Origin of the sequence: Thermincola ferriacetica, from assembly GCF_001263415.1 — a bacterium.
Taxonomy (GTDB): domain Bacteria; phylum Bacillota; class Thermincolia; order Thermincolales; family Thermincolaceae; genus Thermincola; species Thermincola ferriacetica.
Window position 1 is genome coordinate 12,718 of record NZ_LGTE01000006.1, and the last position, 14,518, is coordinate 27,235.

Below are 14,518 nucleotides of genomic sequence, written 5' to 3' on the forward strand. Positions count from 1 at the left end.
ATGAAAATTCTTTATTTAGTCCACCAGTTTTTTCCAGAATATTGTTCAGGAACAGAAAAATTTGTATTAAACTTGGCCACAATGATGCAAAGAATGGGGAATAAGGTTAAAGTTATTACGTACAGTTTCTATGAAGATTCGTTTTACGATGAAATTGTTGGAAATATCCTAGTTAAAGAATTTACATACAAAGGGATTCCAATAAAAGCTTTTAAGTATAGGCAAAGTCCTGTAGATACTCACTATGCATTAGAAAACAAAGATTTATCTCAGGTGGCTGATAACTTTATTAATGATGAGGGCCCAGATCTTGTCCATATTGGGCATCCCATGAGAGTTGGAGAATTAATTAGAGCTACTAACAGGTTGGAAATACCTTATGTTATAACACTTACCGACTTTTTTCTAATGTGCCCAAAAGTTGTTCTCTCTACTTCTGAAGGTCAACTGTGTACAGGACCTGAGCGTGGAAGTATCTGCATAGATATGTGCAACGAAATTCCCAATAGTCTAATTCAGCAACGGCTAAAATCAGCGGAGGAAATTTTATTTAATGCAAAAAAAGTTGTAGCCCCATCTGAATTTCTCGCAAATTTATTTAAAAAAGAATTTCCAGCTATCGAATTTGAAGTCGTAAATCATGGTATTAGTTTCAGTAAAAGAAAAAAGAATAGAAAGCGTTATACAAAAGAAGATGGGCTAGTCTTTTGCTATGCTGGAACGCTTGCTCCTCATAAGGGTGTTCACATTCTCATAGAGGCCTTTAAAAATATTGCTTCCCCTAAGGCAGGTCTCGAAATCTATGGCTCAGGTCCGGACAAACTGTATATTAAAAAGTTAATGGATCTGGCTGAAAAAGATGTTAGAATTAAGTTTTGTGGCCAATATTGGGAAGACAACGTTGGTAATATATTTACTAATGTTGATGTCGTTATTGTACCGTCGCTTTGTTATGAAAGTTATTCTTTAGTTATGCATGAGGCTTTTTCTTGTAACGTACCTGTTATTGCTTCCTCTATAGGAAATCTAGGAGAAAAGATTATTGATAATTTCAATGGTTTTACTTTTAAACCAGGGGATTCATCCTATTTAACAAAATTGTTGTATTCATTAATCAAAAACCCAGAGAGGTTGAATGAACTGAAAGTGAATCTAAGGTATGGTATAGTACCGTCAGTTGAACAAGAGGCTTACGCCTACGAGAGAATATACAGGCAGGTGATTAATTACAAAACTTATGATATCAAAAAAGGGGGATTTAATGGTGAAATTAGTTAAAAAAAAGTTAATTAAGGAACTAGTATTCTGGTCTGTTATCTTTATGCTTGCGACACCAAAAAACGCATACGCTTATATTGATCCGGGTACAGGCAGCTATATGCTTCAGGTATTGGCTGGAATTGTAATAGGAGCTTTAATAGCTATTAAGACGTTTTGGAAAAGTTTAAAATCTTTTGTTCCAAATATTTTTAATAAAGGTGAAGAAAATTGAAATGTAACATAAGAGAACCCGGATCTTTTAGGGATCCAGGGGGATTCGTTTTTTACAGAGAAGGCCATGTTTATAGGCAGATAAATGAACAGTCTAAAGAGGACTATGAATTTTTCATGAATGGAGGCCTTTATCGAACTTTGGTTGATGCTGAGCTGCTTATTCCTCATACGGAAGTGCAGATTGCTGCAGAAGGTTTTCAGGAAACAGTATATAAAATAATTCAACCAGAGAGAGTGCCTTTTATATCTTATCCTTACGAGTGGAGCTTTAGCCAGCTCAAAAATGCTGCTTTAACTACATTAAGAATACAAAAAACGGCTCTCCAGTTTGGAATGTCTCTTATTGACGCAACGGCGTACAATATTCAGTTTTTTGGTTGGAAACCTGTACATATCGATACACTTTCTTTTAAAAAGTACAACGACGGAGAGCCTTGGAGTGCATATAAACAGTTTTGTCAGCATTTCTTGGCACCGTTAGCGTTAATGAGTTACACCGATGTACATTTGAACCAGCTACTTAAAGTTTATATCGATGGAATCCCTTTAGATTTAGCCTGTAAACTTTTACCCTTTAGGTCGAGATTAAAAAGTGGTCTACTTTTACATTTGCATATTCATGCTAAAAGTCAGCAACATTATGCTGATAAAGCTATTAAGAACAATACCCGCAAAATGCCGCTAAAATCTTTGATAAATTTACTTAATCATTTGGAATTAACTATTGACGAACTTAAGTGGCAACCTAAAGGAACAGAATGGGCGGATTATTATAAGTTTACTAATTATTCATCGGATATGATGAAAATAAAAGAACAAACTGTCGAAAAGTTTATCGATCAGGTTAAACCAAGGAATGTTTGGGACCTAGGAGCAAATATCGGCCTTTTTAGCCGATTAGCGAGTAAAAAGGGAATTTATACATGTGCATTTGATATAGATCCTGCTGCGGTTGAAAAAAACTACCTTGAATGCAGGAAAAATAAAGAGACTCATTTGATTCCCCTTTTGCTTGATTTAACCAATCCAAGTCCACCGATTGGCTGGCAAAACCAGGAGCGCCGTTCTTTGTTGGATAGAGGGCCTGCTGATATGGTTTTGGCGTTGGCTTTGATTCATCATATAGCTATTTCAAATAATGTCCCGCTAGATCGAATTGCTCAGTTTTTTAAGAGTATATGTTCTTTTTTAGTTATAGAATTTGTCCCTAAAAGTGATTCTCAGGTACAAAAATTGCTAGCAACTAGACAGGATATTTTCCCTGATTATACACAAAACGCTTTTGAGAGGGAATTTAAAAAATACTTTACCATTGAAGAGGCTTTGGGTATTGAAGGTTCAGAACGCACACTGTACTTAATGTCTAGAAAAAACTGATTTTAGTAACCAAAAAAATTAATTTATCCTATGAATAATTAAGGGTGTAATTTGACAATATTTTTAAACCATACAAAAATTGAGGTAATCAAATATGATTTTTAATCGAAATATGGATAAAAGCCAGGATAATATACATACCGAACAAGAGCCCAAAATGAGTAATTTTTATTTAATCCACCCTATACTTTTTGCGATTTATCCTATTATTTTTCTATATTCTTATAATGTTCAAGAGACATCATTTAAACAAATTGTTTTGCCTGTTGGTATTTCTGTGGCATTTTCTTTGTTATTTTTCTTAACATTGACAGTCGTTTTACGGAATCGGTTGAAAGCCGGGTTAGTTACAACGTTTTTTCTAATGGCTTTTTATTCGTACGGGCGCATTTTTGACGTTCTGAATGATTATTGGAAATGGAGTTTTAACATTGCTCAACATAGGTACGTTCTTCCAACAATGTTGTTATTGGTTTGGTATGCAGGTTCATTAATTCATGATGTAAAGAACCAAGTTAATTTGGAGAAGCTTTCTAGGATTTTTACTATATTAGGTTTAACATTAATAGTAATTAATTTGTTTAATGTTATGCCAAACGAAATCAATAAAAAACAAACTGACATAAAAGAAAATAAAGTTGTAAAACAGGCTTATGCCAGAAAATCAGATATGCCCGATATTTATTATATCATTTTAGATGAGTACGCTAGTTTAGATACTATTAAAAACATATGGAATTATGATAATACTGAATTTGAAAATAGCTTATCAAAAAAGGGATTTTATATCTGTAGAAACAGCACTAGCAAATATACTGATACGTATAAGTCGTTAGCTGCCTCTTTGAATATGAACTACTTACCGGAAAACATCAGCGAAGCAGATGTATTTAAAATGCTTTCTAACAATAGAGTAATGAACTTTCTAAAAGGAAATGGTTATAAAACTGTATACATTGGAAACTGGTATGATATTTCAAGATATAAAATGAATGTTGATTTTCAATATAACTTTTATTTGGATAGTAACTTAAGTTATGTTGACGAATTTTCCTTAATTTTAATTAAGAGTTCAATGTTAAAACCATTTGAATACCTTTTTGGAATGAGTTATACAGATGGAAATACTTACAGGAGCTCTGTTTTATACTCCTTTAACAAGCTAAAACAGTTACCCCATGTTGAAGGTCCTAAATTTGTTTTTGCACATATTTTGTCTCCTCATACTCCGTTTGTTTTTGATAGAAATGGCGGTCAAGTAAACCAAATAAATAGCCGTAACTGGAAAGATAAGAAGTATTATCTTAACCAATATATATATATATCGAATCAAGTTGACTCTTTAGTTAGTGAATTGATTTCTCAATCTAAAATGAATCCGATTATTATAGTTCAGTCGGACCATGGCCCTAGACCAAACAATAGTCCTAAAGAAGAAGAAAATTTTGAAATTCCTGATATTGATAAGCATAAAATTTTCAATGCTTATTATTTGCCTAACCTTGATAAAGGCTTATTAAGGGAAGATATTTCGCCTGTAAATACATTTAGGATCATTTTTAATAATTATTTTGGCCAAAAGTTAAAGCTATTGCATGATAAATGATTTTTATGAGGGGGATGTGAGTGGGAGGGAAGTTAAGAAACAGAAAAACTTTGCTAAATATTATGGTGTTTATTAGTTTTATTATTTATTTGTTTTGTGCTGATTACATATTTGATGATTTATTGAAGGTTGAAGGAGAATCAAGAATAGAAAGAGTAAACATTGTTCCGAGGGAAACTGACGATATAAAATACAGTATAGATGAAATTAATTCTATTCAAGTTAAATGGAAGGAAATTATGCAAGTAAGAGGGTGGGCTTTTACTAAAAGTGGGAATACACAAGATAGTATTATTCGTATTGTTTTAAAGTCAAAAGAAAACACATATATTTCGGAGACAACCAGTGAATCGAGACCGGAGGTTTCGGTAAAATTTGGTGATTCAAACTTTGATTTGGACAAGTCCGGCTTTGTATCCCTTATTGATGAGAGTGCAATAAAAAATGGTAAATATAATATCGGAATAATAATTGAAAATGGTGTCCTTAAATCATTTATCTTCACTAATAGGTTTGTGACCAAAACTAACAAAATCTTGTACAATAGGCTCATATCGGTGGAACAGAAATTTGAAGTGCCGGAGGAGACCAAACGGATTTCCCTTAATGTTGAAAGGGTCCAAGAAACTTCGGATATGGGAAACAAGTTTATAGAAATAGAAGGCTGGGCCTTTGGTGAAGCACAAAATACAGATAATCAACAAGTTTATGTTGTATTAAAATCAGATAATGGCACATATATTTACGATACAGTTTCGAGAAAAAGGCCGGATGTAACAAATTGTTACAAAAGATTAAAATTAAATCTGGATAATAGTGGATTTTTAGCAGCAATACCTAAGGATGAACTAAAAAGAGGGAAATATGAAATAGGAATTTATATAAAAAAGGATGATGTGGAATTACTCCAATACAGCGGGAAAACTGTAACTATATAATTTGAAATGTTCACATAAGGTATGAAAATATTCTGTAAGAATTCATGTGTGCAAATCTATTACATAGCCCCTTCATGGGGTTTATTTATTGCAAAATACACCTAACGTTGCAGGAATTTTATACCATTAAATAGAATTACAAGCAAAAATGTTTGTAAGGGTGTGATGTTATGGTAAGGGATTTGAAAAGTTTTATTGGAAAATTTTTGGCGGTGCTTTTTTTATGCTTAACGTTATTGGCGCCTGTTTCGGGGTTATTTACATTTCCAGCGTTAGCAACACCTAGTTCGTTTAATGCTGGCAGAAATGATATTATAAGTAACAATTTGGTTAGTAATAGGGTTTATAAAGAACAGAATAGTGTCTTTGCAAAAATACATATGATAGGTCGTAAACCTCTTTATGTACCTGATGAGATTTTAGTTAAAGTTAAAGAGGGTAAAAGCTTAGGTCATGTGATGTCGGGTTTAGATGGTAAATTAGTAAAAGAAGATAAAAAGTCACGAGTTCAAAAAATTAAACTCTCTAAAGGAGTTAATTTATTGTCTGCTGTTGAAGCATATCGTACTAATCCTAATGTAGAGTATGTAGAACCAAACTATATTCGGAAGCCCAGTTATATCCCAAATGATCCTGACCTATATAAACAATGGGGGATCGACAAAACAAGGGTTAAAGAAGCTTGGAATATTTCTAAAGGTGATTCATCAACAATTATTGCAATTATAGATACAGGAATAGACTTTAACCATCCTGATCTAGCTGCAAAAATTGTTTACCCATATGATTCTGTTACAGATTCAACCAATATTTTACAGGTTAAAGATTATCAAGGTCATGGTACTCATGTTGCTGGCATAGCTGCTGCTACCATAGATAATAACATAGGTATAGCGGGTATAGCCGGAAATGTTAAAATAATGCCGGTGAAAGCATATAACGATGAATATGGTGGTTTTTCCGACATGGACATAGCTGATGCCATTTATTGGGCTGTTGACCATGGGGCTCGGGTAATTAACTTAAGTTTAGGGGGATATGGTTATTCGTTTACATTACAAAATGCCGTCAATTATGCTTTAAATAAAAACGTAGTTGTAGTTGCTGCGGCTGGCAATGACTCAACAGATATTCCTACTTATCCCGCAGCTTATGAGGGGGTAATTGGAGTAGCTGCTACAGATGAATATGATTCTGACGCGGTTTTTTCTAATTTTGGTTCATACATAGATATAAGTGCGCCGGGTACAAATATATATTCTACTGTTCCGACATATTACGTTAGTGGATTTTCTATAAATTACGATTATTCTCATGGAACATCTATGGCGTCTCCGGCGGTGGCAGGACTGGCAGGTTTAATTTTAAGTGTGAATCCTTCTCTTAATCGAGTTCAGGTAGAAAGTTATATATGTCAAAACGCTCAGGATATAAATGTTACTGGAACAGAAGCTGGATGGGATCCCTATACGGGATGGGGTCGTATTAATGCTTATAAAACTCTGCTGGCTGTTTTATCGCCTAAAGGTTATTTAGATAGCCCAAAAGAAGGTCAAACTTTAAGCGGTACAGTTAATGTGATTGGTTGGTTTTTGGATGGTAGCGGTGTATCGAAAATAGAAATTTTGGTAGATGGGGTAGTAAAAGGCCAAGCTGTGTACGGTGATACTCGATTAGACGTTGGGAGAGTATTTCCGGCATACAATAATAACAATTCAGGATTCCATTACAGTCTGGACACAACCAAATTAAGCAATGGTACTCATACAGTAACCATACGAGAGACCGGAGCAAATGGTTCTCAAACTATTTTGCCGGCAAGAACCGTTACAGTTTTAAACTCTCTGCCAGCGAAAGGTTATTTAGATAGCCCAAAAGAAGGTCAAACTTTAAGCGGTACAGTTAATGTGATTGGTTGGTTTTTGGATGGTAGCGGTGTATCGAAAATAGAAATTTTGGTAGATGGGGTAGTAAAAGGCCAAGCTGTGTACGGTGATACTCGATTAGACGTTGGGAGAGTACTTCCGGCATACAATAATAACAATTCAGGATTCCATTACAGTCTGGACACAACCAAATTAAGCAATGGTACTCATACAGTAACCATACGAGAGACCGGAGCAAATGGTTCTCAAACTATTTTGCCGGCAAGAACCGTTACAGTTTTAAACTCTCTGCCAGCGAAAGGTTATTTAGATAGCCCAAAAGAAGGTCAAACCCTAAGTGGTACAGTTAATGTGATTGGTTGGTTTTTGGATGGCGATGGAGTATCAAAAATTGAGGTCATAGTGGACGGGATAATACAGGGCCAGGCATATTACGGAGTCAATCGGGAAGACGTATATAATGTACTTCCGGCATATGACAATCACAACTCCGGTTACAGCTATAGCTTGGATACTACACAATTAACTAATGGTAGTCATCAAATTACGATTCGGGAAACTTCTCTGCTAGGAAAAGAAACTAATTTACCGAGTAGGTCTGTAGTTGTAATAAATTAATATTGCCTATTAAATAAAGTTTTTTAATCATAAAGTTTTTAAAGGTAGAACATCCGCATATGGGTGTTTTACCTTTTTAGTTTGATTTGAAAGCAGTTCATCAGTATAATATTAAGAAGGAACCCAATAATTTACATGAAACACTCTAATTTGACAACGAAGTAAAATTATTTTTGAAGTTTATAACAATTAGGGGAGTAAACATGCACATCCTCATCACCGGCTCCAACGGCATGCTCGGCCATGCCCTGACGGCCGTATTATCACAACAGCATAAACTCACCGGCCTGGACCTGCCCGACCTGGACATCACCAATTTATCCGCAGTCAAATCTGCCGTTTCTTTTCACCAGCCCGACCTAATCATCAACGCTGCTGCCTACACCGACGTTGACGGCTGCGAGACCAATGTAGACCATGCTTTTGCCGTTAATGCTTTAGGACCGCGCAATTTGGCCGTCGTATGCAACGAGCTGAACATCCCGATGGTTCACATCAGCACAGATTATGTTTTCGATGGGACTGCCGCTTCACCTTACAGAGAGACGGATAAACCCAATCCCCGGAGCGTTTACGGAAAATCTAAATTGCTGGGTGAGCAGTATGTCCGGGAACTGACCAACAAACACTACATAATCCGCACCTCCTGGCTCTTTGGGGAAAACGGCAAAAACTTTGTTGCTACTATGCTCCGGTTGGCGAAGGAACGGGATGAAATCGGAGTGGTCAACGACCAGACGGGTTCTCCTACATATACAAGGGATTTAGCAAACGCCATATCAGAATTAATACAGCAACCTGCTTATGGAACCTACCATATCACCAATTCCGGTACCTGCACCTGGTACCAGTTTGCCAGGGAAATTTTTAGGCAGGCAGGAATTAACAAAGTTCGAGTCAAACCAATTACTACAGAAGAAATTAACCGACCCGCACCACGTCCCAGATATTCAGTTTTAGATAACTACCTTTGGCGGTTGCAGGGGATGCGGCCCCTCCGCCAATACAAGGATGCTCTGACCGATTATCTTAAATCACTCACCAAGGAGGAGAACCAATGAAAGGTATAGTTCTTGCAGGAGGGACAGGCTCCAGGCTCTTTCCGCTGACAAAGGTCACCAATAAGCACCTGCTGCCTGTAGGGCGGTATCCCATGATTTACCACCCCATTTTCAAACTTAAAAATGCCGGTATCAGGGAGGTTTTAATTGTTACCGGTAAGGAGCATATGGGCGATGTTGTTAACCTGTTAGGCAGCGGCCGTGACTTTGAAATGGAGTTTACCTATCGAGTGCAGGACCAGGCCGGCGGCATTGCCCAGGCTTTGGGATTGGCGGAACAGTTTGTAGGCAGGGAAAACTGTGTGGTCATTCTGGGCGACAATATTTTTCAGGATGAAATTAAAAGGTATGTTGCCGATTTCGCCGTCCAGGGGGGAGGGGCCAAAATACTGATTAAAGAAGTACCCGATCCTCAACGTTACGGAGTGGCTGAGTTAAAGGACGGTAAGATTGTGTCTATTGAAGAAAAGCCCCAAAAGCCCAAGAGCAATTATTGCGTTACCGGCATATACATGTACGATTGCCAGGTGTTTAATATCATTAAAACACTAAGACCTTCCGGCCGTGGTGAATTGGAAATTACAGATGTTAATAACGCTTATATAGCTCAAAATAAGCTTACTTATGGCATTTTAGACGGTTGGTGGACTGATGCCGGTACTTTTGAATCACTGTTAAAGGCCAATGAACTTGCCAACGGGTTGGACCTTAAAAAGGCTGAAAAAAATAACAAATTTGAAGAAATGGCAGGGTAGGGGGTTTTTGGTTTGGATTTGATAGATGGTGTAAAGATAAAAAGGCTCCGGGTAATTCCCGACGAACGGGGCCGGCTGATGGAGATGCTGCGCTGTGATGACGACTTGTTTATTAAGTTTGGACAGGCATACATAACGACAGCTTATCCCGGAGTTGTCAAGGGGTGGCACTATCATAAGAAACAGACTGACAACTTTGTTGTTGTCAAAGGGATGATGAAGGTAGTACTCTACGACAGCCGGGAAGATTCGCCGACAAAAGGGGCAATCAACGAGTTTTTTATGGGCGAGCATAACCCTATCCTGCTACAGATCCCGCCTTATGTTTTTCACGGGTTTAAATGTATCAGTGAAACTGAGGCCATGGTGGTGAATTTCCCCACTGAGCCATATAACTATGATGACCCCGATGAATTCCGGGTGCATCCTCACGATAACGACATCCCCTATGACTGGGCCAGAAAGGACGGGTAGGCACGACACTCAAGACCTTCGATGGAATCTCTCCATTAAAGGTCTTTTTTAATCTGTTCAAAAAATCAATTTGCTTTTCTCTTTGTGGCAGATATAATACAATTAGGCGCTAGCCAAAATAAATGTACATGGTTATTACGCGAACGGAGGACATATGAGCAGAAACCTGATATTTGTGGCAATATTTACACTAATTCTGGTTATCTACGGCCTGATGAACTACTATATAGGGTTAAGGGGCTGGCAGGCGGTAGGTAGGACGCTTCCATGGCTGAACGTGCGGGTATACTGGACCCTGCTGTGGCTGGCTGCCCACCTGTACATAATCGCCCGCTTTCTCAGAAATATGGTTCCGCTTGCTGCCGAGCGCTGGCTGGTTTATGTCGGCGCCTACTGGCTGGCCGCTTTTTATTACTTGTTCTTAATCGTATTACTGCTTGACCTGCTCCGTTTGCTGGACAGGTGGCTCAAGTTTATACCGGGGCCTGTAAAGGCCAGTCCCGCCCTGCTGGGTTGGGGAGTGATAGCGCTGGTGGCCGGCCTGTTGGCTTACGGCACCTGGAATGCCCACAATCCCGTGGTTACTCACTATGATATCAATATAAACAAAAGGGCAGGGCAAATGAAGGAGCTTCATATTGTCATGGCCTCAGACCTCCACCTGGGGTTAATAATGAATAACCGGAGACTGGAGCGTTTTGTTTCTATGGCCAGGGAGCTGAACCCCGATATGGTGCTGTTGCCCGGGGATATAGTGGATGAAAGTGTGCGTCCCTTCATTGAGGAAAAAATGGCCAAGACCTTCAGGAAATTGAACCCGCCGCTGGGAATATATGCTGTGCCCGGCAATCACGAGCATTTTGGCGAAGACAGTAATGAAACCTTTCGCTATCTAAATGAGGCGGGTATACAGGTCCTGGTGGACCGGTACGTTAAGGTCAATGACAGTTTTTACATTGTTGGGCGTGACGATACCGGGCACGGCCGCAAGTCCCGCAAGGCGCTGGCGGAGGTGTTGAAAGATGTGGACAGATCCCTCCCGCTGATCATGCTGGACCATAACCCCAGCCGCCCGAGCCTGCAAGAAGCGGCAGAACAGGGGATTGACTTGCAGTTATCCGGTCACACCCATAAAGGCCAGTTTATTTTTAACAATCTGATTACCGGACGGATATACGAAAGAGATTGGGGTTACCTCCGCAAAGGGCCCTATCAGTTGATTGTTTCCAACGGTTTTGGCACCTGGGGCCCACCCATCAGGATAGGCAACCGGCCGGAGATAGTTGATATAGTCATCAGGTTTTCTCCAACCAAAACATGAGTTTCTGCCTCCTTTTATTTTATTGCAGGAATTTGGCGCAATTAGGCGAAATATAACAAAAGAACGTCTTATTGTAAAAAGCGCTAATCGGAGGAATACCAGATGGCCAAAAAAAACGCAAAAAGTTTAAATGGTTTTGGTAGCAATCATCTTTTTCCCTTTGTTTTATTGTTGCCCCTGCTTTTTTTACCGCCTTTTTTCAGAGGACTTTTTTTTGATAGCGAATCCTTTGTTGCCTATATGTACGCTGCTGCAGTTCTGATGGTATATGTACTGTACACAAAGGATAATTTTAAATTATCCTTTAACCTGATGGAAGCAGCCTTTACCGGTTTTGTTCTGGCCTGGTTCATTTCAATTCTGGCGGCATATGATGTAAGGGAAGCTGTGGGCGATGCCCTGCGAAACCTGAATTACCTGATTATTTTTCTTCTTTTGGCCGCCCTGGCGGAAAATCTGCAAAAAATGCGCCTGGCCTTATGGACCTTTTTTGTTGCCGGTATCGGAGTAGCCCTGACCGGTTTGGGGACAGCCTATGGAACCTTTGATTTTAACGGTGCTTTTGTTGATGGCCTGATTAATTCAACGCTGCAATACCATAATGCCGCGGCCATTTATCTGATGGCTTGCGGGATTATTGGCCTCTACCTGGCTGCGGTTTCCGAAAACCTCTGGCTCAGGTATTCCGTTTCAGCAGGTAATTTCCTTGTTTTGCTTACAGCCTTTGGGGCCGGTTCCCGGGGGGCCATGTTGATGGGTCCGATAGCCTTTGCTTTATTCTTTATCGGTGTGCCCGGCCTGCGGATAAAAACTCTCATACCTTTGCTTGCCGCAGCCATTCCTTTTGCCTTGTTATCGTCCCGCCTGCTTGATTTCAACAACCTATCCCTGCCCTGGTTATTCCTTTTTATCGGGATGTTTTTGACGTCAGCCATACATCTTGGATTGGATAAAGCCGTTGGTCGATTGTCGCTTAATATTGACAGAAAAAAAGTATGGACGGCAGTGACTGTTGTGTTTCTGGCGCTGGGCGCTGTTTTGTTCATTTTCAGTGAGCAAATCATGCCCCAGGGGATCTCCGACCGGCTGCATAATTTTAATCTCCAGCAAAACAGTGTTCAGGAACGCTTTACATTCTATAAAGACGCCATGAAAATCATCAAGGACCATCCCCTTCTGGGAACGGGTGGCGGAGGGTGGAATGCTGTGTACAGGCAGTACCAGAGCTATCTCTACCATTCTACGGAGGTGCACAACCACCCGCTGCAGGTTTGGGTGGAGGCGGGAACAATAGGCTTTGTTTTCTTTATATTGCTATGGTTGGCCGGAGTCGTTACCATAATACAAATTTACAGGTCAGCCTTGCCGACAGAGTATAAAGCCCTGGCATGGACTGCTTTCTGCGCCGCTATTGCGTTGGGGCTGCACAGCCTGATTGATTTCTCCCTGTCTGAAGGCGCTGTTTCCATCCTCTTATGGGGCCAGTTTGGTTTGATCAGAGCCGTGCAGAAGCGTCTCGATAGGCAACCTAAAGCAATAGTGAATTATAGGCCGGTAGCCCGTAAAGTATTGGGTGGGGTCGTGGCGGTAGCTTTCTTTGTTTGCAGTTTGCTGCTTTTTATTGGTGACAGATATTGGATAAAAGCGACCGAAGCCTTGCGTTACGGCAATGTCGCAGATGGAAGAGCAGCCCTGGAACAGGCGGTGAAATTTGATCCCCTTAATGCCAGGCTGCGGGTGCAATTGGCCCAGGTTTACAGTTACGAAGCAGCCCAGAATAAAAACTATTACCTGAACGGAGCGGCCTTAAGAGAGGCTGAAGAGGCTATCAAATGGAATCCTACCAATGCCGAAAATTATTGGGCTGCCGCGCAGGCCGCTGCCGGCACGGGCCAGGTGGCGGAAATGGTCCGGTATGCGGAAAAGGCGGTAGAGCTGGCGCCTCTGGTCCAGGCAAATTATGAGCAACTGGCGCTGATATACCTTAATGCAGGAAAGATGTACATTAACCTGAAGCAGCCGGATAAAGCCAGGGAGTATTTGCAAAAGGTCGAAACCCTTTCGCTGCGGATGGAAGATATCATGGCCACTAAAAATGACATAGAAAAAAGATTCTGGAAAGGGCCGCTTTTGGGGCCTTCCGACAGGTTTAACCAGATAAAGACGGAAGCTGACCAGCTTCTAAATAAGCTATAACTAAGGGGATTAAGGGATGAAAGCGATGATTATGGCGGCGGGGGTCGGTTCGCGGCTGGACCCGCTCACCCGCACGTTGCCCAAACCTATGGTACCCATTCAGGATAAACCTTTGATGGAGCATATCATAAACCTGTTACGGCACTATGGGATTCGGGACATCATAGCCAATTTGCATTACCTGCCCGGCGTTATAAAATCATATTTTGGTGACGGGTCTGATTTTGGCGTGAAGTTGCTTTACTCTGAAGAGCAGAATCTTATGGGTACTGCCGGCGGAGTAAAAAACAATGAATGGTTTCTGGATGAAACTTTTGTGGTCATAAGCGGTGATGCTTTGACTGATATTGATTTGGCTGATTTTGTCCGTTATCACCGGCAAAAGAAGGCCCTTGCCACTATTGCGCTGAAAAGGGTTGCAGAGGTGGAACGATTTGGTGTGGTAGTTACCGGCGAGGCGGGCAAAATAGCGGCATTTCAGGAAAAGCCCAGGAAAGAAGAAGCTCTCAGCAACCTGGTTAATACAGGCATATATATATTTGAACCCGAGATATTTAAATACATACCGGAGCATCAGGTTTACGATTTCGGCAAGCAGTTGTTTCCCCTGCTGGTTAAGGAGGGATTACCCTTCTACGGTTACCCCATGGATGGGTACTGGCGGGATATTGGGACCCTGGAGAGCTACAGGCAGGCCAGGGAGGATGCTGCCTGCGGAAAAGTCAAACTTGGCGCGGCATTGACTAAACCCCGGTGTCAGCATTCCATATATTATTAAATATTGTTTGGAAA

Annotated in this window: 12 protein-coding genes; all 12 read left to right on the forward strand. The window is 40.3% G+C overall.

Going from position 1 to position 14,518, the window contains the following annotated elements; all coding sequences use genetic code 11:
- Complete coding sequence (locus Tfer_RS05620; protein ID WP_052217252.1) at nt 1-1,278, forward strand: glycosyltransferase; 1,278 nt, start codon at nt 1-3, stop codon at nt 1,276-1,278.
- Nucleotides 1,265-1,492 (forward strand): hypothetical protein, encoded by a 228-nt coding sequence (locus Tfer_RS05625; RefSeq protein ID WP_152908982.1) that lies wholly within the window; start codon nt 1,265-1,267, stop codon nt 1,490-1,492. The genes Tfer_RS05620 and Tfer_RS05625 overlap by 14 nt, the downstream gene beginning before the upstream one ends.
- A 140-nt stretch (nt 1,493-1,632) precedes the next feature.
- Entirely contained in the window at nt 1,633-2,871 is a 1,239-nt protein-coding gene (locus tag Tfer_RS05630; protein ID WP_200901009.1) for a class I SAM-dependent methyltransferase, read from the forward strand.
- Between the two features lie 94 nt (nt 2,872-2,965).
- Nucleotides 2,966-4,477: a sulfatase-like hydrolase/transferase gene (locus tag Tfer_RS05635; RefSeq protein ID WP_052217255.1), complete on the forward strand. Its 1,512-nt coding sequence runs from the start codon at nt 2,966-2,968 to the stop codon at nt 4,475-4,477.
- Between the two features lie 20 nt (nt 4,478-4,497).
- Nucleotides 4,498-5,415 (forward strand): hypothetical protein, encoded by a 918-nt coding sequence (locus tag Tfer_RS05640; protein WP_052217256.1) that lies wholly within the window; start codon nt 4,498-4,500, stop codon nt 5,413-5,415.
- 170 nt (nt 5,416-5,585) lie between these two features.
- Nucleotides 5,586-7,919: a S8 family serine peptidase gene (locus Tfer_RS05645; protein WP_052217257.1), complete on the forward strand. Its 2,334-nt coding sequence runs from the start codon at nt 5,586-5,588 to the stop codon at nt 7,917-7,919.
- Between the two features lie 188 nt (nt 7,920-8,107).
- Entirely contained in the window at nt 8,108-8,980 is an 873-nt protein-coding gene (rfbD, locus tag Tfer_RS05650) for a dTDP-4-dehydrorhamnose reductase (protein WP_282432058.1), read from the forward strand.
- Nucleotides 8,977-9,735, forward strand: a complete 759-nt coding sequence (locus tag Tfer_RS05655) for a sugar phosphate nucleotidyltransferase (RefSeq protein WP_052217259.1) — start codon at nt 8,977-8,979, stop codon at nt 9,733-9,735. The genes rfbD and Tfer_RS05655 overlap by 4 nt, the downstream gene beginning before the upstream one ends.
- Nucleotides 9,736-9,747: 12 nt before the next feature.
- Entirely contained in the window at nt 9,748-10,209 is a 462-nt protein-coding gene (locus Tfer_RS05660) for a dTDP-4-dehydrorhamnose 3,5-epimerase family protein (protein ID WP_200901010.1), read from the forward strand.
- A gap of 154 nt (nt 10,210-10,363) precedes the next feature.
- The gene (locus Tfer_RS05665; RefSeq protein ID WP_052217260.1) at nt 10,364-11,530 is read left to right on the forward strand and encodes a metallophosphoesterase; all 1,167 of its coding nucleotides are present in this window, start codon (nt 10,364-10,366) and stop codon (nt 11,528-11,530) included.
- 102 nt (nt 11,531-11,632) lie between these two features.
- Nucleotides 11,633-13,726, forward strand: a complete 2,094-nt coding sequence (locus Tfer_RS05670; protein ID WP_052217261.1) for an O-antigen ligase family protein — start codon at nt 11,633-11,635, stop codon at nt 13,724-13,726.
- 16 nt (nt 13,727-13,742) lie between these two features.
- Complete coding sequence (locus tag Tfer_RS05675; protein WP_052217262.1) at nt 13,743-14,504, forward strand: nucleotidyltransferase family protein; 762 nt, start codon at nt 13,743-13,745, stop codon at nt 14,502-14,504.
- The last annotated feature ends 14 nt before the right edge of the window (nt 14,505-14,518 follow it).

Bases quoted from the DNA above. Each gene is read 5' to 3' on its own strand.
- Tfer_RS05620 (WP_052217252.1), top strand. From the start codon at position 1: ATGAAAATTCTTTATTTAGTCCACCAGTTTTTTCCAGAATATTGTTCA.
- Tfer_RS05635 (WP_052217255.1), top strand. From the start codon at position 2,966: ATGATTTTTAATCGAAATATGGATAAAAGCCAGGATAATATACATACC.
- Tfer_RS05645 (WP_052217257.1), top strand. From the start codon at position 5,586: ATGGTAAGGGATTTGAAAAGTTTTATTGGAAAATTTTTGGCGGTGCTT.
- Tfer_RS05655 (WP_052217259.1), top strand. From the start codon at position 8,977: ATGAAAGGTATAGTTCTTGCAGGAGGGACAGGCTCCAGGCTCTTTCCG.
- Tfer_RS05665 (WP_052217260.1), top strand. From the start codon at position 10,364: ATGAGCAGAAACCTGATATTTGTGGCAATATTTACACTAATTCTGGTT.
- Tfer_RS05670 (WP_052217261.1), top strand. From the start codon at position 11,633: ATGGCCAAAAAAAACGCAAAAAGTTTAAATGGTTTTGGTAGCAATCAT.
- Tfer_RS05675 (WP_052217262.1), top strand. From the start codon at position 13,743: ATGAAAGCGATGATTATGGCGGCGGGGGTCGGTTCGCGGCTGGACCCG.